At 60.6% G+C, this 26,050-nt stretch carries 26 protein-coding genes, 1 tRNA gene and 2 pseudogenes; 11 read left to right on the forward strand and 18 right to left on the reverse strand.

The window, feature by feature from the left end; translation table 11 throughout:
* Window positions 1–197: 197 nt before the first annotated feature.
* Together HFX_RS08495 and HFX_RS19120 are read right to left on the reverse strand one after the other, a co-directional pair.
* Window positions 198–1,528, reverse strand: a pseudogene (locus tag HFX_RS08495) (RNA-guided endonuclease InsQ/TnpB family protein).
* Entirely contained in the window at window positions 1,525–1,680 is a 156-nt protein-coding gene (locus HFX_RS19120; protein ID WP_004056662.1) for a DUF2080 family transposase-associated protein, read from the reverse strand. The pseudogene HFX_RS08495 and the gene HFX_RS19120 overlap by 4 nt, the downstream one beginning before the upstream one ends.
* A 53-nt stretch (window positions 1,681–1,733) precedes the next feature.
* Here HFX_RS19120 and HFX_RS19125 point away from each other — a divergent pair.
* Window positions 1,734–1,890 (forward strand): annotated as a pseudogene (locus HFX_RS19125) (IS200/IS605 family transposase); the annotation flags it as partial.
* A 565-nt stretch (window positions 1,891–2,455) separates the two neighbouring features.
* On the opposite strand, the gene HFX_RS08500 reads toward HFX_RS19125, so the two are convergent.
* Window positions 2,456–2,971, reverse strand: coding sequence for a DUF6789 family protein (locus HFX_RS08500; protein WP_004056657.1), 516 nt, complete (start codon window positions 2,969–2,971; stop codon window positions 2,456–2,458).
* Between the two features lie 178 nt (window positions 2,972–3,149).
* Here HFX_RS08500 and cyaB point away from each other — a divergent pair, with 178 nt between their 5' ends.
* Both cyaB and HFX_RS08510 read left to right on the forward strand, forming a co-directional pair.
* Entirely contained in the window at window positions 3,150–3,707 is a 558-nt protein-coding gene (gene cyaB / locus HFX_RS08505; RefSeq protein WP_004056655.1) for a class IV adenylate cyclase, read from the forward strand.
* Window positions 3,708–3,901: 194 nt separating this feature from the next.
* Entirely contained in the window at window positions 3,902–5,110 is a 1,209-nt protein-coding gene (locus HFX_RS08510; protein ID WP_004056654.1) for a methionine adenosyltransferase, read from the forward strand.
* A gap of 17 nt (window positions 5,111–5,127) precedes the next feature.
* Here HFX_RS08510 and ppk1 read toward each other — a convergent pair whose 3' ends face one another.
* Window positions 5,128–7,635, reverse strand: a complete 2,508-nt coding sequence (ppk1, locus tag HFX_RS08515) for a polyphosphate kinase 1 (protein ID WP_004056653.1) — start codon at window positions 7,633–7,635, stop codon at window positions 5,128–5,130.
* Window positions 7,636–7,865: 230 nt separating this feature from the next.
* Between ppk1 and thiI the strand changes: the two genes are divergently transcribed.
* The 3 genes from thiI (at window position 7,866) to HFX_RS08530 (ending at window position 9,904) form a co-directional block, all read left to right on the forward strand.
* Window positions 7,866–9,047 (forward strand): tRNA uracil 4-sulfurtransferase ThiI, encoded by a 1,182-nt coding sequence (gene thiI, locus HFX_RS08520; protein ID WP_004056652.1) that lies wholly within the window; start codon window positions 7,866–7,868, stop codon window positions 9,045–9,047.
* A gap of 107 nt (window positions 9,048–9,154) precedes the next feature.
* Window positions 9,155–9,409, forward strand: a complete 255-nt coding sequence (locus tag HFX_RS19135) for a hypothetical protein (protein WP_014732357.1) — start codon at window positions 9,155–9,157, stop codon at window positions 9,407–9,409.
* A 42-nt stretch (window positions 9,410–9,451) separates the two neighbouring features.
* Entirely contained in the window at window positions 9,452–9,904 is a 453-nt protein-coding gene (locus HFX_RS08530; protein WP_004056651.1) for a DUF5804 family protein, read from the forward strand.
* Window positions 9,905–9,935: 31 nt separating this feature from the next.
* On the opposite strand, the gene HFX_RS08535 is transcribed toward HFX_RS08530, so the two are convergent.
* Window positions 9,936–10,856 carry a PLP-dependent cysteine synthase family protein gene (locus tag HFX_RS08535; RefSeq protein ID WP_004056649.1) on the reverse strand — a complete coding sequence of 307 codons (921 nt, stop codon included), beginning with the start codon at window positions 10,854–10,856 and terminating at the stop codon, window positions 9,936–9,938.
* A 159-nt stretch (window positions 10,857–11,015) separates the two neighbouring features.
* Here HFX_RS08535 and HFX_RS08540 point away from each other — a divergent pair, with 159 nt between their 5' ends.
* Entirely contained in the window at window positions 11,016–11,396 is a 381-nt protein-coding gene (locus HFX_RS08540) for a thioredoxin (RefSeq protein WP_004056647.1), read from the forward strand.
* Between the two features lie 136 nt (window positions 11,397–11,532).
* Window positions 11,533–12,261: a hypothetical protein gene (locus HFX_RS08545; RefSeq protein ID WP_004056645.1), complete on the forward strand. Its 729-nt coding sequence runs from the start codon at window positions 11,533–11,535 to the stop codon at window positions 12,259–12,261.
* Window positions 12,262–12,317: 56 nt separating this feature from the next.
* Here HFX_RS08545 and HFX_RS08550 read toward each other — a convergent pair whose 3' ends face one another.
* Entirely contained in the window at window positions 12,318–14,429 is a 2,112-nt protein-coding gene (locus HFX_RS08550) for a thioredoxin domain-containing protein (RefSeq protein ID WP_004056637.1), read from the reverse strand.
* Between the two features lie 178 nt (window positions 14,430–14,607).
* Between HFX_RS08550 and purD the strand changes: the two genes are divergently transcribed.
* Window positions 14,608–15,894, forward strand: a complete 1,287-nt coding sequence (purD, locus tag HFX_RS08555; RefSeq protein ID WP_004056636.1) for a phosphoribosylamine--glycine ligase — start codon at window positions 14,608–14,610, stop codon at window positions 15,892–15,894.
* 82 nt (window positions 15,895–15,976) lie between these two features.
* Window positions 15,977–16,507, forward strand: a complete 531-nt coding sequence (locus HFX_RS08560; RefSeq protein ID WP_004056635.1) for an acyltransferase — start codon at window positions 15,977–15,979, stop codon at window positions 16,505–16,507.
* A gap of 20 nt (window positions 16,508–16,527) precedes the next feature.
* On the opposite strand, the gene HFX_RS08565 is transcribed toward HFX_RS08560, so the two are convergent.
* From HFX_RS08565 to HFX_RS08590, 6 genes are all read right to left on the reverse strand, one after another.
* Window positions 16,528–17,553: an ATP-binding protein gene (locus tag HFX_RS08565; protein ID WP_004056634.1), complete on the reverse strand. Its 1,026-nt coding sequence runs from the start codon at window positions 17,551–17,553 to the stop codon at window positions 16,528–16,530.
* Window positions 17,554–17,622: 69 nt separating this feature from the next.
* On the reverse strand, window positions 17,623–18,237 hold the full coding sequence (locus HFX_RS08570) for a hypothetical protein (RefSeq protein ID WP_004056633.1): 615 nt from the start codon (window positions 18,235–18,237) through the stop codon (window positions 17,623–17,625).
* A gap of 201 nt (window positions 18,238–18,438) precedes the next feature.
* Window positions 18,439–19,236, reverse strand: a complete 798-nt coding sequence (locus HFX_RS08575) for a mechanosensitive ion channel domain-containing protein (protein WP_394295036.1) — start codon at window positions 19,234–19,236, stop codon at window positions 18,439–18,441.
* Window positions 19,237–19,291: 55 nt separating this feature from the next.
* Window positions 19,292–20,101, reverse strand: a complete 810-nt coding sequence (dacZ, locus tag HFX_RS08580) for a diadenylate cyclase (protein WP_004056629.1) — start codon at window positions 20,099–20,101, stop codon at window positions 19,292–19,294.
* A 199-nt stretch (window positions 20,102–20,300) separates the two neighbouring features.
* A complete protein-coding gene (locus HFX_RS08585) occupies window positions 20,301–20,663 on the reverse strand; it encodes a group I truncated hemoglobin (RefSeq protein WP_004056628.1) in 363 nt (120 codons plus the stop codon).
* A 724-nt stretch (window positions 20,664–21,387) separates the two neighbouring features.
* Window positions 21,388–21,470, reverse strand: a tRNA-Leu gene (locus HFX_RS08590).
* Window positions 21,471–21,586: 116 nt separating this feature from the next.
* Here HFX_RS08590 and HFX_RS08595 point away from each other — a divergent pair.
* The gene (locus tag HFX_RS08595) at window positions 21,587–21,895 is read left to right on the forward strand and encodes a transcription initiation factor IIB family protein (RefSeq protein WP_004056626.1); all 309 of its coding nucleotides are present in this window, start codon (window positions 21,587–21,589) and stop codon (window positions 21,893–21,895) included.
* A 10-nt stretch (window positions 21,896–21,905) separates the two neighbouring features.
* On the opposite strand, the gene HFX_RS08600 is transcribed toward HFX_RS08595, so the two are convergent.
* The 6 genes from HFX_RS08600 to HFX_RS08625 all read right to left on the reverse strand — a co-directional run bounded on the left by HFX_RS08600 (window position 21,906) and on the right by HFX_RS08625 (window position 25,988).
* Window positions 21,906–22,115 carry a hypothetical protein gene (locus HFX_RS08600; protein WP_004056624.1) on the reverse strand — a complete coding sequence of 70 codons (210 nt, stop codon included), beginning with the start codon at window positions 22,113–22,115 and terminating at the stop codon, window positions 21,906–21,908.
* Window positions 22,116–22,144: 29 nt separating this feature from the next.
* The gene (locus HFX_RS08605; protein WP_004056622.1) at window positions 22,145–22,648 is read right to left on the reverse strand and encodes a phosphopantetheine adenylyltransferase; all 504 of its coding nucleotides are present in this window, start codon (window positions 22,646–22,648) and stop codon (window positions 22,145–22,147) included.
* An 87-nt stretch (window positions 22,649–22,735) separates the two neighbouring features.
* The gene (locus tag HFX_RS08610; RefSeq protein ID WP_004056621.1) at window positions 22,736–23,197 is read right to left on the reverse strand and encodes a winged helix-turn-helix domain-containing protein; all 462 of its coding nucleotides are present in this window, start codon (window positions 23,195–23,197) and stop codon (window positions 22,736–22,738) included.
* Between the two features lie 91 nt (window positions 23,198–23,288).
* Complete coding sequence (locus HFX_RS08615) at window positions 23,289–24,365, reverse strand: glutamate--cysteine ligase (protein WP_004056619.1); 1,077 nt, start codon at window positions 24,363–24,365, stop codon at window positions 23,289–23,291.
* A 136-nt stretch (window positions 24,366–24,501) separates the two neighbouring features.
* On the reverse strand, window positions 24,502–25,152 hold the full coding sequence (locus tag HFX_RS08620; RefSeq protein WP_004056617.1) for a fibrillarin-like rRNA/tRNA 2'-O-methyltransferase: 651 nt from the start codon (window positions 25,150–25,152) through the stop codon (window positions 24,502–24,504).
* Window positions 25,149–25,988 (reverse strand): NOP5/NOP56 family protein, encoded by an 840-nt coding sequence (locus HFX_RS08625; protein WP_004056615.1) that lies wholly within the window; start codon window positions 25,986–25,988, stop codon window positions 25,149–25,151. Before HFX_RS08625 ends, HFX_RS08620 begins: the two co-directional genes overlap by 4 nt.
* Window positions 25,989–26,050: the final 62 nt, after the last annotated feature.

Genomic DNA, 26,050 nt, shown 5'->3' on the forward strand with positions numbered 1-26,050 from the left:
TGACAACACCACCCACATAAATTAATTAACGTTCATGATGATTACTGTTTCGGAGAAATCGAAGGCCGCACGGCGGTAAACTCGGGTTTGCGGTCAAGAGGCGGAGCGACCGGGAGGAAAAACAGGAAGGGTCGACGGCTGACTGCGAGCGATACCAGTGAACCGCCTCGGGGTCGATCCCCGAGGCTTCCCGTGGTTTAGTCGGACACTCCCACGCGACCATCGGCCTGATAGCCTCGGGCGGTCGGGTGGGTCACGGTCGGGGCGTCCACGGCCCCCGATACCTGCCGTCTCAAAGTCGCAAAGCGACTTTGCGGGCTGCACAAGAGCTCCGCTCTTGTGAACGTCGCACCTTCCTGACTTGGGGAAGGCTGTTGAGAGCAGGCACATTCCAATCGAGTTGCTTGCTGCCTTTGACGGCGATATTGACGCTTGCACTACGGTCACTGTGGTCTTGATGCCCACACGACCGACACTTGAACCGCTTCTTGTTGCGGTTCGCACGCTCCGTATGACCGCACATCGGACACCGCTGACTCGTGTACTCGGGATTAATCCACGCGGTTGGGATGCCCTCGAACGACGCCTTGTACGACGTATAGAACTGAAGGGCGCGGAACGGGAGGTGGTGCAAGCGTCGGTTCATCCGCGTGCCGTAGTCGATACTGTCGCGCATCTCTTTGAGGTCTTCAAAGACGATACACGGCTTCTCAAACTGACGGCTCCACTCCACGATGTGACGGCTCACTTTGTGGAGTCGGTCACGGACAAACCGTTCCTCACGCCCTTCCAGCGTGTCGTGGATGCTGTCTTTCCCCGCGTTCTGGACGCGCTTTCGCATCGTGAAGTAGCGGTGGCGCTCGAACTTGATTTCGGGGAAGTCGATGACCAACGTGTCCTCGACGCCATCCTCAGAGAGTACAGTGAGGGCCACGTTGTCCTCGTTCACGTCCACGCCCACGACAGTCCGTGAGTCGTGCTTGTCTCGAACGGTCTGCTTGGTGTTGGTGACGTTGACGTGCAACTCGGGGTTCTCGTTGTGGAACAGGGCTTCCGCCGTCCCAATCTTCCACTCGTCGCTTTCGAGTGCGGTATTGAGAATATCGAGGTGAGCGTCACTCCCATCGAGGACGCCCTTTACGTGCTTGTACGGCTTCGCACTGATACAGAACGCCACGTCGCCATCGTCGGTGAGCGACAGGTTGTATCCCTCCTCGTAGTTCGCACGAAGCGGGTACGCACCGTCCTTGGTGTGACTCGGGAGTCCGAAGTCGTCGTACTCGTAGTAATTCTCCATCGTGCCGAGTGCTTTGGCGACGACGCGCTGAGTCGTGTTCTTCACGAGGTTGGCGTCGTCGGCCACGAGGTCTGGAATCACATCCCAGTCAACGCCTTCTTTGGCGAGGTGGATGGTTTCATTGTACACCGAGCGGGCTTCGAGGGTGGCGTCGTACAGCAGGCCCTCGTTGTCACTCTGAATGTCGAGTTGGAAGTCCAGAGTTTTGATGAGGGACTGTGCGTTGGTCATTCTTCGTCTTGTTCGGTGGGTTCTGAGGTTCGGACGACTTTCACGTCGGCTCCACGCCAACGTTTGGGGACAGTGACGTGGGCGCTGTTCCCGAACGGTTTGACCTCACCGTCGAGAACTTCCTCACCGTCGATTTCAAAGCGGTTCGACATACAAATGTATATATTTTGGATATACTTAATTGTGTTGGAGGTGTGGTGTTGATATGGGCGAGAAGCGGTCGAACCACACGATGTACAACGTCAACTATCACTTCGTGTGGTGTCCGAAGTCAAGCAAAGCGTAGCTTTGCGTACCTCGCGGAGCTTCGCTCCGCTCAGTACCGCCACGCGATTCTCGAACCAATTGAGGACCCGTTGGAGGATTGAACGGTATATCGAGCGAACAGAACACGTCTAAGTGTCGGCTTCAGCCTCGGGGTCAAGTCAAGGGAAATCAAAGATTTCCTGTATCCAGCAAACCGCAGAGCGATTTGCGAGACCCCGAGGCACTCGCCTTGTTTCCTCTGTAGATGGTAGCACAGTCCCTCTATTCAGGGGTGAACCGTGAAACTCGCAGTAAATACAGCAATACAGAAATAGACCCCTTAGTACAGAGATAAACTCCCTAGAGGAGTCCTGAGAAACCAATGATGAGGAGTAGAACCCCTAAGCCACGATACACCCAAAAGATTGCAGTGGATTTCTCGGATTGTTTGGGACGAGAACTACGAAGAAAATCAAATCCGAATTTATGGATTCTCCGAGGGATGAGAATATAGGCTATCCCAAGGAGTATGGCTATTACGTATCCAATCTGCTGCAGACTGTTCATATCCGATATCTGTATTATATGCCAATAGAATTACTGATATATCGAATCGACTGATTCAGTTCCAAACCTTGTGAATAAAGAAATTATAGTACCAACTACTGACACTCGCGGAGGTTACACCTCGTGTTGCGGGATTCCCACAAATCGGTCGAGGGTGTATCCGAGGGCGAGGCCGTAGACCCAGTGGGCGAGAAGCGAGAACACGATGAACGAGGCGGTGACGAACACGTCAGCGCCCGGCCAGAACGCCGGAACGAACCCGGCCCAGTACAGCGTCGCAAACGAGACGCCACGGAGGTATTCGGGCGACTCCGGCGGGAGAAACGCCCCGACGACGACGAACGTCACTGGCAGGGCCACGACACCGCCGATACCGAATAGGAAGACGCCCAAGAGGAGCGTCGGCTCGTAGCCGAAGAACGCCGCGAACCCGGCGAATCGCGTGATTGGCTCGGTGACGAACAGCCCGAGCAAATCGGGAATGCCGACGAGGACGGGAAGCATCAGGACTGTTCCGATGAACCCACCAGCCATCGCAGTGACGATAACGCGACCCGTGATTTCGGGGTCGACCGTCTCACCGGCATGTTGCTCTACCGTTGTTGCCGTCGTCGGGGTCTCTTGGCTCATGTCCTCGTCATAGTACAACACGAGTCATGATAAAAGGTGACAAATACCACAATATGGAGGGGTTACAGCTTTCCGTGCAGACTCCCGGAGAGACCTCACTCGTGGCTAAAGCCGTCGGCTTCCGCCTTTCGTCGGTGAGTCACCGATGTTTTTGCCGTTTGGATGCACTCACGAGACCATGTACGAAGTCGAAGTCAAGGTTCGTGCCGACCACGAGACGATTCGAGAACAACTCGAAGCGTCGGACGCCGAGCAAGTAAACCGGGTCGAACAGACGGACATCTACTACAACGCCCCGCACAAGGATTTCGCGGAAACAGACGAAGCGCTTCGACTCCGGCGGGAGTCGCGCTACGAGGACGACGAGGTTGTCGACGAAGTGACAGTAATTACCTACAAAGGGCCGCTGGTGGACGAATCCTCGAAGACCCGCCGCGAGTACGAAACCGGTGTCGACGACGGTGAGACGATGGACGCCATCTGTGAGGCCGTCGGGTTCGAACCCACCGCGACAGTCGAAAAGGAGCGCGAGCGATTCGAACTCGACGGCTATACCGTCTCGCTCGACGCAGTCTCCGGTCTCGGAGAGTTCGTCGAGGTGGAAGTCGAGGTCGAGTCCGGCGTCGACGCGGCGCGCGAGGGAGCATTCGATGTCCTCCGAAAACTCGATGTCGACCCCGACGACCAGATTCGGACGTCCTACCTCGGGATGCTGCTCGGTGCGCCCGAAGAGTGAGCATGAAAAGTGAGTGCGAAAAGTGGGCACGAAAAGATAACAGCGGGACAGAGACACAACGAAATCGGTGGAAACACTCGTATTCGCGCGGCCGGTGGCAAATACTGTCGATTTATGGATAATGCCCAGTAGTAATACGCTATTCAAGGAAGGTTTCCGCAAGTTATAGAACCGCCCGCCGGGTACACCCGGCAATGACCGACCGAAACATCCGCCTCGAATCCGCCGACAAGCGCGCGGTCGAGGACCAGGAGGTCGAAATTGTCGAACGGAAGGGAATCGGGCACCCGGACTCCATCTGTGACGGTATCGCCGAAAGCGTCTCCCGGGCACTCTCGAATCTCTATCTCGACCGTGTCGGAAAGGTTCTCCACTACAACACGGACGAGACGCAACTCGTTGCTGGTACCGCGGCACCCGCCTTTGGCGGCGGCGAGGTTATCGAACCAATCTATCTCCTCATTGTCGGCCGTGCGACGAAAGAGTACGATGGGCAGAAGATTCCCGTCGACTCGACCGCACTCCGCGCCGCCCGCGAGTACCTCAACGAGAACATCCCCGGACTCGACGTTGGCACGGACATCGTCGTCGACGTGAAACTCGGCGAAGGCTCCGGCGACCTGCAGGACGTCTTCGGCGAGGAGACCCAACAGGTCCCGATGGCGAACGACACGAGTTTCGGCGTCGGCCACGCCCCGCTCACCGAGACGGAGCAAATCGTCCTCGAAGCCGAGTACGCCCTCAACGGCGCGCGCTACGGCGACGACCACCCCGAACTCGGACAGGACATCAAGCTCATGGGCAAGCGCGAAGGCGACGTTATCGACGTGACCGTCGCCGCCGCGATGGTCGACAGCCACATCGACGACATCGACGACTACATCGAGGCCGTCGACAACGTACGCGAGTTCGTCACCGACCTCGCCACCGAGTACACGGACCGCGAGGTCAACGTCGAAGTCAACACCGCCGACGACTACGAGGAAGGCTCCATCTACCTCACGACGACCGGCACGTCCGCCGAGCAGGGTGACGACGGCTCCGTCGGCCGCGGGAACCGCGCCAACGGCCTCATCACGCCGAACCGCCCGATGAGCATGGAAGCGACCTCCGGCAAGAACCCCGTCAACCACATCGGGAAAATCTACAACCTGCTTTCGACCCACATCGCCGAGACGGTCGTCGCCGAAGTCGACGGCATCCGCGACCTGCAGGTCCGCCTGCTCTCGCAAATCGGCCGCCCCATCGACGAACCCCACGTCGCAGACGCGAAGGTCATCACCGAAGAAGGCGTCACCATCGCCGACATCGAAGACGAGGTTATCGCGACCATCGACCGCGAACTCGCCAACGTGACGGACATCACGCGCCGCACCATCGAAGGCGAACTCACCACCTTCTGAGCGCGGGCGAACCCGCGTTATTTCGCGTCCGAATCGTAGTACTTCTCGATGAGCTTCGCGGCCGCGGCGGCCGTCTTCCGATAGTCGCGGTCGCCGTCGGGCGTCCGAACCGCGTACTCGTAGTGCCCGCTGTTCGGGACGTACCACTTCTCGGGGAACTCGTCGAGGACGTGCTGTGCGTCGCCGTTACTCGGCGCGCCGGTTGCAGCAGCCACACTCGGAATGGCTTCGGCGACAGCCACGCTCGGAACGGTTTCAGCGACCGTCGTCCGTTTAGTCACGACGGAAACCGTATCGGTATCAAGCGACCGCGGTTCCGGAACGTCTCGCGGTGTCATGACCGTCGGGCTGGATTCGACGAGGAGCGTCTCGGGAACATCCGGGTGTGACGCTGGCATTCCTCGGTGGACGCCGGGTCTACTCGATGCGCCGAGAACCTGATTCATCAGAATCGACTGCATGGTGACCGTGTGGCCGTTTTCCGGCGACAGTTGGTCGTACGAGCCGTCGGCGTTCATCTCCCACGACTTCCGGTTGTCGGCGAATCCGAGTTCGAGGATGAATCGGAGTTGCTCGCGGATGTCGGGGTCCTCCACGGGCGCGATGGCCTCCACGCGCTTGTCGAGGTTCCGCGTCATCCAGTCGGCCGACCCGACGTAGTACTCCGGGTCGCCGGCGTTTTCGAAGTAGAAGATGCGCGAGTGTTCGAGAAAGCGGTCGACGACGCTTCGAACCGTGACCGTCTCGGAGAGGCCCTCGATTCCGGGACGAAGCCGACAGATGTCGCGGACGAGCAGGTCGATATCGACGCCAGCCATCGACGCTTTGTAGAGTTCTTCGACGATGCCGGGGTCTTCGAGCGCGTTCATCTTGGCGACGATACGGGCGGGGCGACCCGCCGCCGCGTGCTCCGCCTCGCGGCGGATACACTTCGTGAACTCGTTTCGCATCGTTACGGGGGCGATGAGGAGTTTGCGGAACTCCTCGTCGAGCGAGGGTCCGGTGAAGAAGTTGAACACCTTGACGAGGTCCTGTCCGATGTCGCGGTCGGCCGTGAGGACGCCGAGGTCGACGTAGCCTTTCGCCGTCCCGGAGTGGTAGTTACCGGTGGCGACGTGCGAATAGAGGCAAACGCCGTCTTCTTCCTCGCGGACGACGAGCGCGGTCTTGGTGTGCGTCTTCAGTCCGATGGTTCCGTAGGCGACGTGAATACCCTCTTCTTCGAGTTTGTGTACCCATTCGAGGTTGTTCTGCTCGTCGAAGCGGGCTTTGAGTTCGACCATCGCCGCGACCTGCTTACCGTTGTCGACGGCGTCGATGAGCGACTCGATAATCTTCGAGTCTGATGCCGTGCGGTAGATTGCGGCCTTGATAGCGAGGACGTTCGGGTCGTTCGCGGCCGCGTCGAGGAACTCCTGAACGGTGTCGCCGAAGGAGTGGTACGGGTGGTGCAACAGTACGTCCTTGCGCCGAATCTCGTCGAAGATGGTGTCACCGTCACCACCCACGTCGTCGGCGTCGGTGTCCGCGAATCGAGAGTGTGGTTGCGGCGTCCACGAGTCGAGAGATAGGTCCGGCCGCGAGAGGTCCGTGAGGTCCATGAACTCGCGGTAGTCGAGCGGACCCCGAAGCTCGAACACCTCACGTTCATCGAGGTCTAACTGCTCGATGAGGAGTTCCCGCGCCGACTCCGGGGCGTCCGCTTCGATTTCGAGGCGCACCGCGGTCGCAAAGCGGCGCTGGTCGAGGACTTCCTCAATCATATCGATGAGGTCTTCGGCGACCTCCTCGTTTCTTCGGACCTCGGCGTTCCGTGTCAGTTTGAACACCGCGGTGTCCACCACCTCGACGTTCGGAAAGAGCAAATCGAGGTTCGCGCGGATGATTGCTTCGAGGAGGACGTAACGAACCTCGTCGCCGTCGGTCTCGACTTCGACGAGTCGCGGCCGGTTCTGCGGAATCTTCACACGGGTGAACGTCAGGTCGTCGTCGCTGTCGTCACCTCTCGTGATGACCGCGAGCGAGAGCGAGAGATTGGAGATAAATGGAAACGGGTGGGCCGGGTCGAACGAAAGCGGCGTGAGCACCGGGAGGACAGACACCTCGAAGTACTCGCGCATCTCCGACTGTTGGTCGGGTGTTAGGTCGTCGTAGTCGCAGATATGGATACCCTCGGCGGCAAGTGCGGGACGAATTTCCTCGCGGTAGCACGCCGCCTGCCGTTCGAACAGAGGTCTTGCCTTGTCGATAACCTCCTCCCACTGTTCTTGGGGTGTCCGGCCGTCTGTTGTCTGTTCGGTGACACCAGCGTCTATCTGTTGTTTTAGCCCGCCGACGCGTTTCATGAAGAACTCGTCCAAGTTCTTCGTGAAGATAGCGAGAAAGCGGACCCGTTCGAGGAGCGGGTTCCGGTCGTCCAGTGCCTCGTTGAGCACGCGGGACTGGAACTCCAGTTGACTCAACTCGCGATTGAGGTAGTACTGCGGGTCAGAGAGGTCGATGGTATCGGTCGACTCGTCGGTCATTGGCATCGGTGGGTGGGGAGAGAATTCGGCAGACTGTTCGGCGGGTGTACGACACAGAGAGAGGGAGAGACCTATTAAGTAATTTATATGAGAACCACCGCTGACTACGGTTCAGTAATTGACACTATGTGTGAATATATAATAATAATATATTTGCTGACAGCTATCGTCGAGACGGCTGTCAGTCCCGGAAACGAGACGCTGAAGAGTCCCCACGGGAAACACTGAGTGTGAACGAGACGGCGCACGTCGTCCTCGTCGGCTACGGCGAGGTGGGCACCAAGAGTTCGAGCGTTCGGGCGAAGATGGAGAGTCTACTCCGGACCAACTTGCAAGCGGTCCTCGACGACCGCTCGCTTTCGGGACACGTCGACCGGGAGTGGTCGCGGATTCTCGTCCGCGACCCCGACGACCCCGAGGCAGTCGCCGCCGCGTGCGCCGAAGTGCCGGGCGTCGTCTGGGCGCGACCGTGTATTGCCTGCGCGCCTGACCTCGACGCTATCGTATCGACGTGCCGCGACCTCACTGTGGACCACCCCGATGGAGCCAGTTTCGCCGTCGACGCCGACCGAATCGGCTCGTCGGAGCAACACGACTTTTCCAGCAGGGACATCGAACGCGAGGCCGGAAGCGCCGTCGTCGACGCCACCGGCGCACCCGTCGACCTCGACAACCCCGAGCGGACGTACCGCGTCGAGTGCCGCGAAGACACTGCGTATCTCTCCGCCCGGCGATTCGACGGTCCCGGTGGCCTCCCACTCGGAACGCAAGGAAAGACGATTTCGCTCGTCTCCGGCGGCATTGACTCGCCTGTGGCGACGTGGGAACTCATGCGCCGCGGCTGTGAAGTCGTTCCCGTCTACATCGATTTAGGCGACTACGGCGGGGCGGACCACCGCGCTCGCGCCATCGAGACGGTTCGAACTATCGCCCGTCGTGCACCCAACGCCAACATGCGAGTCCACGTCGTTCCGGCCGGTGACGTGGTCCGACGACTGATGGACACTATCGAAGACACGCGAATGCTCTCGCTTCGACGCGTGATGCTCGCCATCGCCGCCGAGGTCGCCGCCGACGAGCACGCCCACTCTATCGTCACCGGCGAGTCGCTGGGGCAGAAATCCAGCCAGACCGGTGGAAACCTCGCGGTCACCGGGGCCGCCGTAGACCTTCCCGTCCACCGACCGCTCTTGACCCGCGACAAGACGGATATCGTCGCCGAAGCCCGCGAACTCGGGACCTACGACGACTCGACGCTCCCGGTCGGCTGTGAGCGAGTTGCGCCGAGCTACCCCGAGACGAACGCCTCACTGGCCGCCGTCGAAGCCGCCGAACCCGCCGACCTGTTCGACCTCGCCGCCGAGGCCGCCCACAAACGGACTGTCGTATCGCTGGACGACGACATCAAGTAGTGTGCGAACGTCCAACACAATTTTGAATTAGCGACTGTTCAGATTTGTTTCGGATGGTAGATTGCACAAAAATGGATTTATTTACCGTGAGTTCGACGGTTTTTTCCATGTCACGAACATCGCGTTTCGGCCGCAGTCATCCCGGCCCGGAGTGGCGAATCTCACATCGGGCGACGCGGACCGACTGGAGCGATGCCGTCGAGCGATGTGCGACGTGTCACACCGATATCGACATGCGCGAAGCCCACTATCAAGTAGTCCTCGACCGGGATATCGACCACTCCGGAAAGCTCTCTTTCGAGCGCCAGCGCGTCGTCTTCTGCGACGAAGCCTGTGCCGACCAGTGGGAGTCTCACGCCTAAGTACCGGAACCGCTTTACCGAATCCGGACCGTCCATTTCGACGTGACGCAGGTCTGTATCGTCGGAGCCGAAGATGTCCACCTCCAGTACGAGTTGTTGTCGAGAGATACGGCCCGGGCAGCGCTCTCGACGTACGACATCTCCGAACCGTTTGAGAACTCGCTTTCTATCGAGACGGTAAGCCTCGGCGCAGCCGTCTCGCTCCTCAACGACCTCAACTGGTATCTCGTCCGCTTTGCCGCGTTCTCGCTGATTCTCGAACCATCTGTCTCCACTGACGAGTGGCTCTCACGCGACCTCGCTCGAAAGGTTCGAGACGGACAGGTGCAACCCGAAGCGACCGGCGACCATCTCGCCATCTACGGCGTCGAAGACCAACGACTCGTCGAACCGATGTACGTGACCCGAGTCGACGGCTCCGTCCCGGAGTACGACCTCAGAGACGTGGACGAAACGGTCGTCGTCAGGGTCGGCGAAGACGAATTCGGCCGGTAAACCGAACGAGAAGTACGGAAGAACCGTTTCGCTATTCTTCGACGTCGAACATCCCGGTCGACATGTAGCGCTCGCCGGAGTCCCAGAAGACCGTCACCACGAGCGGTTGGTCTTCTTCGTCAGCATCGGGGTCGGCGAGGCGTTCGGCGACCCGCTTTGCCGCGAGGAGCGACGCGCCGGAAGACTGGCCGACGAGAATTCCTTCCTCGCGGGCGAGTCGGCGGCACTCGGCTTCTGCATCTTCGAGCGCGACGATTTCAAGGTCGTCCAGCAGGTCGGTATCGAGGTTGGGGCTGACGAAGCCCGGACCCATCCCCTGGAAGTCGTTGTCGCCGACTTCGTGGCCGGAGAGCACGGCGCTTTCTTCGGGTTCGACGCCGACAACCTGCATCGACGGGAACTCCTCTTTGAGGCGACTGCCGTTACCCGAGATGGTGCCGCCGGTGCCGATACCGGCGACGAAGGCGTCGATTTCCCGGTCGTCGATTTGGTCGAGAATCTCTTCGGCGGTCGTTCGGTAGTGCGCGTTCGGGTTTGCGGGGTTCTCGAACTGCCGAAGTTGGTACATCCCGTCGGCTTCGAGTTCGTCGGCGCGGTCTTTGGCGTCGGCGATACCGCCGTCGACGAGTTCGATAGTCGCCCCGTAGGCGCGCATAATCCGCCGGCGCTCGGGGGACATCGACTCCGGCATGACAATCGTCAGGTCGTAGCCTTTCGCCGCCGCGACGACGGCGAGTCCGATTCCGGTGTTCCCGGATGTGGGTTCGACGAGGTGGTCGCCCGGCGAGATGTCACCCGCCTCCTCGGCCGCTTCGACCATCGCCTTCGCGGGGCGGTCCTTCGCCGACCCACCCGGGTTCTTCGACTCTATCTTCGCCGCGATGGTCGACCCAGCGGGTGAGTCGACTCGGACCAGCGGCGACCCGATAGCGTCGAGGATACTATCGTCCATCGACTCTCGATTCTCGGTGCGAGCCTAAACGACTGGCGGAGGCGGATGAAACGGCCACGTTTCTGGCTTCCGTAGAACGTGGAAATACGAACGACGGAGCGGGCGGCGAGCCCCGCCGTGAGCGTACCCGTTAAATCCGCTCGGACGGTAGACCGGCACATGGCCGAAGCCGAGACGCTCGAAACGATGCAACCGAATCCCGCGTGGGACGCCGCATCCTACCCGGACGTGGTCGACACCCTCGCCGCCGGAGACTACACGTTCAACGTTTGGGGCGGCGACTGGTGCGGCGACTGTCGGAGCCAACTCCCCGACTTCGCCGCGGCCCTCGACGCCGCCGGCGTCGACGCCGAGCGAATCGAACACTACCCGGTCGAGAAGGCCGACGACGGGTCGAAAATCGGCCCGCTCGTCGAGGAGTACGGTATCGAGTTCATCCCGACGGTCGTCGTCGAGGAAAACGGCGAGGAAGTCGCTCGATTCGTCGAAAACGAGGACGTTCCGATTGCGGTCTACCTCGCCGACGAACTGTCGAACTGAGCGCTGGCGGTTGTTTTCCTTCCGCAGTGTCGGTGGAGTGATACGAGACGGCCGAGTATGCCGACTAGATGAGACGAAGACAGGTCCCCGTGTCGCTCGGAGCAGACGGCAAACGCGTATTGGTTGGTGTCAGCTAATGACCGACGAGGAGAGGGAGCCAGCGCACTACATCCTCGATAGCGACGACTACGGCCGCGACGTAGAGACCGTCTTTTCGGAAGTACTGCCCCTCGCACACACCGTACGTGTTGAACTCGACCGATACTGGACCGTCGAGGACGATGGCGGCGAACAGTGTGCCGCGGTTCTCTCGTCGCTGAAATCTCTCGGCCCGGAGCGGCCCGACGACCGAACGTACCAGTTCGCCCTCAATGAGGAGGGAACGGACGTGCTCTTTGCGTTGCTCGATGTGGCACAGACGTTTGCAGGGAGTAGCTTCGTATTTCGACTCAAGTTACTCGACGAGACGGGCGCTGAACTGCTACAGACGATTCCGCACGAATCGTCGGTGTCGGGGAAGTCCCCGCCGTTGCCCGCTGAAACGGTCGGGTCCATCCAATCGGCGCTGGCCGACAGAACCGCGATGTTCGTGGAATTCGGTGTCCGGGAGCGGTGGGAAACAGACGAGTACGCTTACCGACTCGCCACGACCGACATCGTGGAATCGTCGCTCGACGGGAAGACGAGTCGGACGCTCTGTTCTGCGCTCACGACGAACAACCTCCGTATTCAGGACGGGACGACGTTGGTGTTCGATACGTGGCAGGGAGAGAAAATCGTTCACTGCGTGACCCCTGAACGCGCCGAACGAGTCGCCGAAAAAATCAGAGAGTTACGACGGCGCTACGACGGCCATCGCCTCTGACGACCTGACGAGCCTCGTTGCAGTCTCAGGCGTCGTCGCCTACGGTTTCTCCGCCCTCAGGCGTCGTCGCCCGCGGTGAACCACGCCAGCGCCTCGTCGATGTCGTGGGTCGGCGCAGAGCAGGTGAAATTCTCGCAGGCGTAGACGGTCGGTTCGCCATCGGTCGCCTCGCGGGCGGCCCAAATCGGCGGAGCCTCGTCCAGTTCGAGTTCGTCGAGCCACGCGTCCAGTTCGTCGTCGGTTGCGGGTCGGCGAGAGACGACGAGACCGGGGAGGTAGCGCGAGGCGATGGTTTCGCGCCACTCGTCGGGCATCTCGTCGGCGGCGACGGTGAGTTCCGGGACGCCGCTGGCGGCCTTTTCGGCGGCGAGGACGAGCGAGACGTGTTCGAGCGGGCTACCGCGAACGCGGTTGGCGAAGGATTCGAGGACTGCGTCGGCGGCATCGCCGAAGCCAGCGTCCGGCGCGAAGTGTTCGAGGTCCAAGAACAGCGACGTGGCGACGCCGAGACTCGACGGCGTGGACTGGTCTGTCGCCTCCTGTGGGCGCGTCACCAGTGCCTCACCGCTTTCTGGTGTGAAGTAGAGCGTTCCCGCGGCATCGTCGTAGAACTCGCGGTGGGTCGCCCGCGCGAGGTCGATAGCGAACGAAAGCGGTTCGAGGTCGCCGGTCGCCTGATAGAGGTCGAACGCACCGCGCGCGAGGAAGGCGTAATCTTCGAGGTAGCCGTCGCCTTTGACCTCGCCGTTCATCACGCGCCGCGAGAGCGTTTCGGACGCCTCGTCCCAGAGGTGTTCGCGCACGAAGTCGAGAGCACGGCGAGCGTCGTCGGCGAGCGAGTCGTCGGTGAGGGCGACTGCACCCTGCGCGAAGGCCGAAATCATCAGCCCGTTCCAACCGGCGAGCACCTTTTCGTCGCGGGCGGGTCGCTCGCGGTCTGTGCGGGCCGCGAAGAGTTCCTCATGAGCCTCTTCGAGTCGCTCTTCGACTTCGGATTCAGTGAGGTCGTACTCCTCGGCGAGGTCCGCGGTGGTCGCCGAGACGTTCAAGACGGTCGTCTTATTTTCGAAGTTGCCGCCGGGGGTGACGCCGTAGCGGTCACAGAAGAGGTCGGCTTCGAGTTCGGGAAGATGGCTTCGCACGTCTTCTGGCGTCCAGACGTAGAACGTCCCTTCCTCGCCGCCGGACTGGGCGTCGAGGGTGGCGAAAAAGCCGCCGTCGTCGTGCGAGAGTTCCCTGCGGACGAACTCGAACGTCTCGCGGGCGACGGTCGCGTACGACTCGTTTCCGGTGAGGCGGTAGGCATCGAGGTAGCGAGACGCGAGGCCCGCCTGGTCGTACAGCATCTTTTCGAAGTGCGGAACGGTCCACTGGCGGTCGACACAGTAGCGATGAAAGCCGCCGCCGAGGTGGTCGCGGAGACCGCCGTTAGCCATCGCGTCGAGGGCTTCGACCGCTACGTCGAGGGCTTGGCGGCGGCCGGTGATGGCGTAGCCGCGGAGCAGCGCGTCGATACGCCCCGGTTGCGGGAACTTCGGGCCGCCGCTTCCGAAGCCACCGTGGTCGCGGTCGGCGGCGCGCAGGGCAGCTTGAACGGTCTGGTCGAGAATCTCTGAACCGGGGGTCTCGCCGGTGGTGTCCGGCGTTTCTTCGAGTCGGTCGGTGATGGCGTGGGTCCACTGCTCGGCGCGGTTTTCTATCTCGTCGCGGTCGGTCCGCCACGACTCGGCGAAGCTTTCGACGAGGTCGCGGAAACCGGGTGCGCCGCGGCGCGGTTCGGGCGGGAAGTACGTCCCGACGAAGAACGGTTTGCCCTGCGGCGTGAGCCACACCGAAAGCGGCCACCCGCCGCCGCCGGTGACGAGTTGGCAAATCGTCTGATAGATGCGGTCGAGGTCGGGGCGCTCCTCGCGGTCGACCTTCACCGGGACGAAGTGTTCGTTGAGCACCTCGGCGATTTCCGGGTCGGAAAAGCTCTCGTCGGCCATGACGTGGCACCAGTGACACGCCGAGTAGCCGATTGAAAGGAAGATGGGCTTGTCCTGCTCGCGGGCCGCTTCGAGGGCTGTTTCGTCCCACGGTTGCCAGTTAACCGGGTTGTCCGCGTGCTGACAGAGGTACGGGCTTTGCTCCTCGTCGAGTCGGTTGCGTCCCACCGGGTCGGTCATAGTTCGAGTTCGGTACTCCGAGAACTAAAGCGGCGTGGAGACGGCCGTTCGAGCCACGATTTGGGGGTGGCTTTGCGACCGAACCGCCGATAAGGACGAGTACAAGTAAGCACAATTGTGCTTATTTCTCTATGGCTGAAGGGCAATCTTTACACTCTCGTGCGCAGGGTATGCGGGTATGAGCGAGACCGTCCTCCTCGTTGGTGGCGGCGGCCGAGAGCACGCGATTGCCCGTGCACTCGCCCCCGATTGTGACCTGTACGCCTGTGCGAGCAACCGAAACCCCGGCATCGCCGACCTCGCCGATGGATTCGAGACAGTCTCGGAAACGGCGGCGGACGACATCGTCGCCTACGCCGAGTCCGTGGATGCGACACTCGCAATCGTCGGGCCGGAGTCCGGACTGGCGGCGGGCGTCTCCGACGCCCTCGACGCCGCCGGAATCTACACCTTCGGCCCGCAGGAAGCAGAGGCCCGCATCGAGACGGACAAGGCGTTCCAGCGCCGGTTCATGCGCGACGAGGAGATTCCGGGCAATCCCGACTTCGCGACCTTCGACGACATGGAGGCCGCCTGCGACTACATCGACGAGTACGACGGCGACCTCGCGGTCAAGCCCGCCGGTCTGACCGGCGGCAAGGGCGTGAAAGTCATCGGCGACCAGGTGACACCCGAGGAAGCGAAGGAATACCTCCGCGACTCGGACTACGACCGCGTCGTACTCGAAGAGCGACTCGTCGGCGAGGAGTTCACGATTCAGGCGTTCGTCGCCAACGGCGAGTTCCGCGTCAGCCCCGCCGTACAGGACCACAAGCGCGCCTACGAGGGTGACGAGGGGCCGAACACCGGCGGCATGGGTAGCTACACCGACGTGACGCCCTCGCTGCCGTTCATGGATGGTGAGGACTACGACGCCGCAGTTGAGGTCATCGAGGCTGTCGTCGACGCGATGCCCGACTACAAGGGTATTCTCTACGGCCAGTTCATGCTCACTACTGAGGGACCGAAGGTCATCGAGTTCAACGCCCGGTTCGGCGACCCCGAGGCGATGAACACGCTTCCAGTGCTCGAAACGCCCTTCCTCGACGTGCTCGTGGCCGCCCGCGAAGGCGAGTCACTCCCCGAACTCGAATTCGCCGAGAAAGCGACCGTCTGCAAGTACGCCGTCCCCGAAGGCTACCCGACGGACCCTAAGGCCGGTGCGAAGATAGAAGTCGAGGTGGACGACGACGCCGGTGCGCTCCTCTTCTACGCGAGCGTCGACGCCCGCGACGACGGTCTCTACACGACCACTTCGCGCTCCTTCGCCGTCGTCGGCCACGCCGACAGCATCTCGCAGGCCGAACAGATTGCCGAGGACGCGCTCGCAGACGCGGGCGAGGGCTTCCACATCCGCCACGATATCGGGACCGAATCACTCGTCCAGCAGCGTCTCGACCACATGGCCGAACTCCGCGGCGAGTAATCGAATCGCCGCGGCGGCGCTCACAGTTCGTTTTTGTCCGTATTGCGAGGGCGCTTTTATGCTTCCAGTCTAATCGACGGTCGTGACCGACGACACCGAGGAAACCGCCCCGCGACACGACCGTATCGACCACCACCCGACGCCCGGACCGCTCAACTCGCTTCAGTACTGGACGGACGCGAAGCCCGTCTGGCGCGTGATGCTCAACTACGTGTTCGTCCTCATCGCTCGCATCGCGCCGTCGCTCAAGATTCGAAATTGGGCGCTCAGGCGAATCGGTGTGACCGTCGGAAGGGGCGTCTCGTGGGGGTTGGAGGCGACGCCGGACGTATTCTGGCCGGAACTCGTCACCGTCGAAGACCACGCGATAATCGGCTACGACTCGGTCATCCTCTGTCACGAGTTCCTCCAAGACGAGTACCGGACGGGCGAGGTCGTCGTCGGCGAGCGCGCGATGGTCGGCGCGAAAGCGACCATCCTTCCGGGCGTCCGCATCGGCGAGGGCGCACAGGTCGCGGCGAACTCGCTCGTCACGCGGGACGTGCCAGCGGGAGAGACTGTTGCCGGGGTCCCCGCGCGACCGATGTCCGACGGACTATCTGACGACGACTGAACGACCGCCGAGGGTGCGAGTCAGTCGATAGCTGTCGGTTCCTGAAGTCGGATACAGAATACGGCGCCTTCGTCATCGTTGTCTTCGACCCAAATGGTGCCGTTGTACGACGAGATGACGTTGTCGGCGAAAAAGAGGCTGATACCCGTCCCGTGATGGAGTTGGTCGTACTCCTCACGACCGAAGATAAGGTCACGCTGTTCTTCTGGGACCCCCGGCCCGTTGTCTGCGATACGGACGATGACGTGGCCACCGTCGCGCTTGACCGAAATTTCGACTTGTGGCGTCTCTTTGTCGTTGTGCGTGACTGCATTTTCGAGGACGCACTCGATTGCTTCCCCGAGGAGGTCGTCGGCGATGACCTCGACCTGGGGGAACGGTCCGAATTCGAACTCGGCGTCCGGAAATTCGATCATGGTGTCGACGATTTTGTTGTTCAACACTACGTCGAGTTTGACCGGGTGATTAGACACGTCGTGAGACCGTTCTAAGTGCTCGCGGAGGTCGCGCGCCCGTTCTGACTTGTGGACGATGTCGAGGACTTTCTCTTGGACGAGTTCGAGTTCTTCGAGCGCCTTCTCGTCGTCGAGTCGGCTGGCGACCTGTTGGGTGTAACCGTAGATGACATTGAGTTCGTTCCGGAGGTCGTGTCGGAGCAGGCGGTTCAGCACCTCGGAGGCGTTCTCGTAATGTCGTTGTTTTGTCGTGTCTACGAAGAACGCGAGGATACCTTCAACGTCGCCGCTGACGACCATGGGCGTCGCAAAGCCCTGTCCGTAGACGACCTGCTGGTCTTTCCGTCGTGCCATGAACTCGCCGGACCACGTCTCACCGGAAATCATCTGCTCGACGATTTCGTAGTACACCTCCTCGTCGGCAGCGATGAGTCCGACGGATTCACCGATGATATCGTCGAACTCGTAGCCGAGGAAGTCGAGACCGGCGTCATTGATATCCCGGAAAGCGAAGTTCGTGTCTGCAATCAACATGGGGATGTCCGCGCTTCGGAAAGCCTCACGGTACAGTTCCGGGTCGGTATCCTCCATGTTAGCTCTGGAGAGACGATTCGACCACCAATACTTATTTTCGGCGGTCGTGGTATCGCCGAAATCATATCAACTAGTTCTCAGATCAAATAACCGATGGTAGTACTGGGCGACGATATCGAGAGTCGAAGTGACATCTCGTTCGGGGCCCTCTCGAACCCACCCGTCGTGGCGACTTACTCCGGCGACGAAGTACCGAGCGAGGTTATCGATGGTTTCGTCGTCCGCCTCCGGGACCATGCGTGCGACCTTGATTCGGTGTGCTCGCCGAGCAATCGTTTGCCAGTTGTCGCGCCGTTGGCCGTGAAGCCGCCAGAATCGAGTGTGAAGGACAGCGTACTCCGAGTCCATCTCGAGTTCGTCGCAAACCACTTCGAGGAGGTCCTGAACGTCGCTCCAGCGTGGGTCGTCGTTGATGGAGACTATCTCGGGGATTTCCGCGGGGGAAGAGACGAACACGTCGTCCGAGACATCGTGTTCGAGACACTCGTCGAACGCTGCTCGGTTTTCGATTTCGTCCTGAAGAAACAGTGCACGCATGAATAACTCGCCAGCGTATGCAGCACGAGACGCAGGAACGTCCGGAAATTCAGCTTCAAACGCCGACGACATATAGTCTACTGCGTGTGCAGCAGCGGACTGCGCAGCGTCGAAATCGCAGTCGGTGAGGTGCGTCTCCCGCATATCTTGAAAGTAGAACCCCCTGAGAAGAGTTTCAGCTACCTCAACAGCACGTGGAGAGGGAGATGCAATATTTAGGGGAGGGAGATTCTGCGTCATCGTATTCAGGAAGTCCGATATGAGACAATCTGCGGACCACTTCTAAACTGTTATGGTAAACGTATGACAAAATTAGAATCGGCCGAGTTACATATCTGGGTTTGGTTATCTAACCCTTCCGACACCATCCTCGAACACGCGAGCGTTGGGGATGATGAACACCTCATCTTCGGATTCGACGTGAGTGACGAACATATCGAATTCCTGAACGACACCGCGAATCTGGCCGACGACAATCTCGTCGCCGATGCTGTACGGTTGGGTGAAAAGCAGATACGTCCCAGCGGCACCGGACCTGAGGAGGTCACGAAACGCGACAGCGCTGAGAACGATGAGAGCCAGCATATACGATGCGAGGAGGACGATAAGCGCGAGCGTAGCGACACCGATCTGTGAGAGTGCGACAAGCGACGCGAGGAAGAAGATCGTGTACTTCGCGAGCGACGGGATGATGTTAACCTGTGGAAGCTTTACTCCCCGAAACCGTTCGGTGACGAGGAGTTCGACTTTGTCGCCGATGACGACACCGACGATGAGCACTAAGATAGCGACGAACAACTGCGGGAGGATGCCTGCGGTGACGAGCCAGAAACGGTCGGCATAATTGACACCGGCAAAAGAAAGCGCGGCGAGAAGTGAGGCACCGAGGACGAAATATCGGGTGAGCCACGAGATGATTTCGACTGTCGAAGTCTCGAAGTCCCGAGCGGTCCGTTCGAAGGCAGTTCCTTCGATGGCGTCCGGAACGCCGATTCGAACGAGGAGTCGCTGGACAAGCGTCCCCGCCGTATAGGCGAGAATCAACCCGAAGACCAAGATGATGAGGACGCCCACGAATCGAAGCCCCACGGCCTGGATGAGTTGGTCGACGATACCGTTGTCTGACTGAATAGGGACCGACATCTGTGTGTAAAGGACCGACGACTCGGCGGGAAGCGTCGAGGCGGACCCGTTCATCTCAGTAGGCCTCCGGGTCGATTTCGAGAATCATTTTGCCACCCTTAAACGCGCGAACGAGACCGTCAGACTCCGAGAGGACGATTGCTGTGGCGTTGGTATCGCGGGTGATGGCACCACCGGCCATGTGGCGTGCGCCGAGGCCTTTCGGGATGTCGACGCCCTCCGCCGAGGGTTCGAGGTAGCGGTACGCGGAGACGATTTTCCCCGAGTCAGAGATGACGAACGCGCCGTCAAGCCGCGAGAACTCCTTGAGCATCACGTTCACAATCGGGTCGCCGACGTAGACGTGGGATTTCTCGAACGGGTTGTACGAGAGCGGACGGGACTTGTTCATCACCTTGCCCGCGTCGCCGACGACAAACAGTGCGCCGACGGGTTCACCCTTCTGTCCCTTCTTGCCCAGTTCGATGGCGACTTCGAACACGTCGCGGATGACGCCGGGGTCGGCCCGTGAATTCGCGAAGAGGTCGTAGATGCCCGAACGCATGTTCTCTTCGACGCGAACTCTGACAATTGAGTCCGGGTCGCCGTCGAAGATGCCAACGTTACAGGCGATAGTGTCACCTGCCTCGACGATACTCTGTTCCATCGCACCTTCGACACCGAAGCGAATGCGGTCTTTGACGTTCTGGAACTGAAGCGGGAGTTCCACGAACGTCTCGGCTTCGAGCGTGTTCTCAGGAGCGATGACGACCGTCGGGACATCAGCCTCGTCGAACCGCTCGTAGTGCGAGTGGCTCGGCGTGAAGAGGAATAGCCCGTCGACATCTGCCACGAGGTCACCCAATAATTCGGATAGCGCCGCCATTGGTGGAGACACACGCTGAGTGAGAAAAAGGGTTGTGTCGTGTCTGACGTGTGGCGTGCAGTTCATTACGATAATCAGACACGTAATCTGTCCTTTTAGATAGACGTGGGCCAAAAATTACGAATTCGGGCTTATCACCGATTTCTGGAATTTATAATTTTAAGTGACACGAACCAGTGGTCCGCCCGGGTATCCCATTTTATTGATTGAGAATCGGTGCTCGGAGCGCCGTCACTTCGTCGAGAATGGTTTCTCTGTTCGATTCGTCGACCCCGTTGGCACGAAGCGCAGATTCGAGGTGCTTCGCGATGGCGTCGAAGTCCTCACCAGAGAGGTTGAGGTGTTCGTGCGCTTCACGCATATCTCGACCGTCGTACTCGACGGGACCGCCGGCGACCGCACTGATGAACTGGACCTGATGGGCGTGCTGTTTCGCCATGTCCATATCGTCGAAATAGTGCGCAACCGTGTCGTCGGCGAGGACGCGGTCGTAAAAGTCTGATACGACTGCTTCGACGGCCTCTCGGCCACCGATTTCGCTGTAGATAGACTGCGTTTGCATCCATCCGCGAGTTGGTCATGTGAATAGTAAGTTTAGCCCCGAACAAATTCGGGCTTGTTTTAAGTAATGACGGGGAGGGGAGTTTAAACGCGAATTGTTACCATGCCTCTATTTTTGGGGTACTTGGCAGTGACTGGGGGAGGGTGGAGTCGGGCAGAAAGTTGAAACACGGAGAGCAAGCGGTCGAGCGAGTCACCCGAGACCTCGAACGTTCGCCGCGGCTGTTTCGGGCTACTCGGCCCACAGCCCACTAGTCGTTGGCAACGGTACATCGCTTGGCGGCATCAGCGTCGGCCGGTGTGACAAGGAGAAGCAGGAAACCACCGTACCTATGTCGAAGACCCCCGCTTGACGACCACAGCGGTCCGGCACAACGCCTCATCGACAACCCCACAAGATAGATAGTTCCATCGACGGAGCTTCCACTATGTCCCGTAACACGATTGTTTCGTGGTAGACCTTTGCCCTCTTCATCCTCATTCCACCGCTGGCCATCGCTGCAATCGTCCTCTTTCCCCTCACGCTACTTGTCGTGTTCTGGCTCTATTACCGAGGGAAACACAGGGCAGTGCGTGCAAGACACGGTGAATAGCAATGCGCGAGACAGGGTTCGAACCGGACCGAGATTCGCTTTGCTCGTCTCGTAGGGTTCGAACCCCTCGTTACGATTTTCGTCCTCGCTGTCGCTCACGGCTTCGCCGTTCGCGGGTGCTCGGACAGAAAATGCGCGGGACAGGGTTCGAACCTGCGAAGGTCTACACCACAGCGTCCTAAGCGCTGCGCCTTTGGCCACTTGGCTACCCGCGCTCGATAGGGTAACGCACCCTTCACCCGCACATTTCCCGCAACATCATATAAACGTCACGAGGAACATCGACCGGTTCCGCCGCGGAGATTATGTGCCGGGAGTGAGAACGACAGTCATGTACAGCGCCCGAGACCAACGAGACAACGAAGAGTGGTTGGCGAGCATCGACGCCGCCGCCGACAGTCTCGAACTCGGAAGCGAGGCCCGCTCGTACGCCTCGGATATGTTTCTCACGCAGCTCCCGGACGAAGACCGCTCCAAAAAGGCCGTCGCAGCAGCGAGTCTCTACGCTGGCGCGCTTATCGCGGGCGAAGAACGCTCGCAGACCGCCGTCGCGGAGACGATGGACGTATCGCGGCTCAGCATCCAACAGCGGTGGAAAGACCTGCTCCGCGAGGCCGGATTCCGCCCGCCGAGTTGGTGAACGTCGACCGTCACTCAGCGGACTCCCCTGTCGGCCCGTACCGACGGGTCAACGCGGCGTAAGTTGCCGCGATAGCGACGATACCGGCGACGATACCCGCCGGAATACCGACGAAAAGAGAGAAGAAAATCCACCGAGCGACGACCTCGGTGACGGCGATACCGACGAGAAACGCGGTGGTGGTGCCAACGACGAAGCTCGCGAACAGCGGATGACGCATAGACGACACTACATCCGAGAACCAGAAAACTATTCGTCGCCTGTCGGCGGCTTCCGACCGCGACCGTCCCGCTTCGGCGTGAGGTTTCCGTGACGGTCAATCTCGCCCATGACGATGCGAGTCGACGAAATCCTGTCGCCGTCTTCGGCCGGAACGTGCTCGACAACCTCGATTTGGAGGGGCTTCAGTCCCTTTTCCTCGCGGATCTGGTTAACCCGCTCGCCACCCGTCTTCGTCTCGGGTGAGACGATGAGCGCGTCGAATCCCGGTTCGGTTGCGATGCCGGTCGGTTCTTCCAGTGTACGGACCTCGAACTCGCGGTCGTACTCGTCGGCCAACGGTCGAAGCTCTGTTTCGAGGCTGGTTTTTCGTGTCTCGAACGGACGAACGTAGCGGTCGACGTGACGGGTCTGTGGCGCGAGTTCGTCGCTCGTAAGTCCGACCGTGACATCGCCCAATTCGAATGCTCGCTCGAATAGTGCGAGATGTCCATCGTGGACAGGGTCGAACGTCCCGCCCAGCGCGACGTGCATACTCTCGGGGTGGGTGCCCCACGACTTAAGCGGGTCGGGTTAGCGGAGCGACAATCGTCGAACGAACGAGTGACTGCAGGTCGGTTCTCACTCCTCTCGGACAGTGATAGTGACCGGCTCGGTCTCGTCCGAACCGTCGGTGCCGAGGTGTCGGTCGAGATTGAACACGGCGTTCAACTGTTCTTGGACCTGTCCGGAGACGCCCTTGACGAGGTCGCTCGGCGCGATGGCGACGTACTCGTAAGGGTTGTTGCCCGCGCCGGAACTCTTTCGCTTGCGACGCTCGACAGTCTCGTCTTCAGTGAGTTCGGCGAGGGCCTCGCGTACGGTACTCGGGTAGAGACCGGTTCCCGCCGCGACCTCTTCGCTCGTCGAGTGAGGGTGCTGACGGAGATACACGTAGATACGCGCTCGTGTCTCGGTGTCGAGAATCCACGCGAGCAGATCAACCAGTCCATCATCGAACTCGGAGATTGCACAGTCCGCAGGTCCCGTATGTTCTTCCGCTGTCGAATCCGCACTCCCCTTGGTAGTCTGATCCGCAGTCATTTGTTCTACGGAGAAGGTCAAAACTCAGGTCCTAAAAAATGTTTCCTGTCGGGCGCGATAGTCCGGGGAGACAGCCCCGAAAATCGGCGTATCAGTCGAGTGTGAGGTACTCACAGAGCGCGTCGGTTCCGGATTCATCGTGGATACGTCGCTGGATATTCGCTCCCGATTCGGCAGCGAAGAGGGAGCGAAGGCCGTTTATATCAAGCCGGTCGGACTCCGTCTCGACAAACGATTCGAGGCTGACAACGCCCTCGGAGTTAGGGGTGATAAAGCTCGCATCTCGGCCGTGGCGGGTTGCTCTCCACTTGTTCTCGTCGAGTATCTCCCGTCGAACGTCTGTCCTCGATTCTCCCGACTCGTACCGGTCGGCGAGGTTCAAAACGAGTGTGTAGACGTACTCGACGAAGTCGACCACTCGGTCGGGGTCGGTCTGAGCGTCCGGGGTTCGAATCTCGACCGTTCCGTGGCCCGTGTGAGGGCGCACGTCGTACCAGAGTTCTCCACGGTCGTCTATCGACCCGTGTTCGACCATCCGGCGTTCGAACTGCTGGTAGTCGTCAAAATCGTCGAAGGCGGTCGGCATCCCGGTGTTCGGAAGGTTCTCGAAAATTTTGGCGCGCGCAGATGCGAGTCCCGTATCGAAGCCGTTCCAGAACGGAGAGTTAGCAGAAAGCGCAAGCAGCGGTGCGAGATACCACCGGAGTTCGTTCGCAATCCAGACGGCTTTGTCCGCATCGTCGATGCCGACGTGGACGTGAAGCCCGGCGGTCGTGTTTCGGTGCTGTGGATACTGAATTCGGTCGAGTTGCGCCTGATACCGGGGTTTTGTCGCGTGGTCGAGTTCGCGCCACTTCGCCACGGGATGAAGCCCGGCCGCAGCGATGCGGTACCCGTGGTTCGACGCGTGGTCGACGAGCGCCTCACGAACCGATGTAACGGCGTCAGCAACCTCAGAAAGGTCCTCGATAAGAGGCGTCTGTGTCTCGATAGTGAACTCGAACAGTTCGTGGTCGAGTCGCCCTGAGAGCAGTTCCGGGGGTTCCGGTCCGTAAACCAAGTCGTCGATGCCAGACGTGGGACGACCGTCGGCATCGACGATGTAGAACTCCTCTTCGACGCCGAGCGTACCCATCCGGTCGAAGGCATCCGCCGACCCTAGTTCCATCGCAACGCCGTTAGACGCCCCGAATTAAAAACATCGTGGACCCCGGCGAACGCGTCAGACGATTATGACCTGCAAATAGCGGGCTTAAACACCACCTAACCGGTCTCGCTCGGGAATGGCTGGAATATGAGTTCCCTCACTCCGGCCGTGCAACGATACCGAGGTGGTCCGCGTGGAATCGGTCGAGGCGCCCGGTTTCGAGGATTTCGTAGGCTGATTCGAGTTCGTCGAGGACGTCGTCGAACACGTCGTCGGGGTCGGCGGTCACGTCTTCACTCCGGGCTTTGACGGCCATCAAGAGCCGCCCGTCGTCAGCGAGGAACTGACGGTTGCGGACGGCGACGGTGGCCTGTCCGCGGGTCGCCACGTCCATGACGAGGCAATCGATGCCGGATTCGACGACGTGTGCGTAGGATTCCGGGTCGCGCGCGTCCTTGAGAAGCGGGAAGAGATTGTCCCGGTCTTCGGCGACGCCGACGAGGTCGCGAACCGGACGAGGCGCGAACTCGACTGCGTACGTCGGCCCGGCGAAGTCGGCGACGTGCGAAACCGTCGTCCCCGACGCGGCACCGAGATAGAGCACCGTCTCACCGCCGACGAGACCCGTGTCCATGTCGAGTTCGAGCATCGCGCCGAGTTTCGACCGACCGGCGTCCCACGCGCGCCAACCGTCGGAATCGACCGGCTCGCCGTAAACCGGTTCGCCCCGCGTCGAGAGTCGTTCACGGCCGTCGAAGGTCCGGCGCTCGACGCCAGCCGGAAGCTCCTCAGCTTGCTCGTCGCTCATTGGTCATCCTCCTCGTCGCGGGCGCGAATCGTCGCCATGCGCTCGGCGAGTTCGTCGTGAATCTCTGGACGATAATCCCCTGAGTAGTGGTCGATACGGGCCGCAATGGAGAGTTTTCCGGCGAACGCGCGGGCGGCCGACCCGCGGTCCTGTGGGCGCGTCCCGTGGACGTACTCGTGGGTGAAGATGACGCCGTGTTTGGGCGATGTAGCTCGGCCCTTCAGGTGTGCAAACAGTGCGTCTTCGGCACCGAGCACCTGCACGGTGCCGCTGGGCGCTTTGGCGAGGCTGTCGAGGCCGCCAGCCAGCGAGATGAGACGCGCCGCGAGAACTGGACCGGCCATCTCGGCGAGGTTCGGTGCGGTCGTGGGTGCACGTTCTTCGATGAACGTACGGAGTTGGTCACGTTCGTCGAGGAGGTCGACGGCGCGGGTCGCATAGGAGACAACGCGCTCTTCGGCCGCCGTCGATGGGTCGCGCTCGGCGATGTCGCGGACGCCGTCGAGGCCGCGCGGGACATTTTCGTAGAGCGTTCCCGCCCATTCGACGACGCGTTCGGCGAGTTCGTTGGCAGTTCGTTCAGCGTCGTCCATCGCGCGCACCGCGTGGGCGAGTTGCACGTCGTCGGCGCGCTCGCGCTCGGCCACTGCGTCGCGGGCGGCAGCGAGCGTCGCCGAACGGAGTTTGGCGTAGTAGTCGGTCTCGTCGGCAGCGAACCCGTCTTCGACGGCCTCAGCGGGCCATTCCTCGGGGGAATCGGTGCGCCCCTCTCGGATGCGCTGTGCCCCCGATTCGGGGTTGTCAGGGTTCGCGCCGGCGAACCATGCGTCTGTCATACTGGCGGATTGCGCCCCATCCGGGTAAAAGGACACGGACCCACGAGCAGTGGTATACCCCA

It is taken from the genome of Haloferax mediterranei ATCC 33500 (assembly GCF_000306765.2).
Classification (GTDB): Archaea; Halobacteriota; Halobacteria; order Halobacteriales; family Haloferacaceae; genus Haloferax; species Haloferax mediterranei.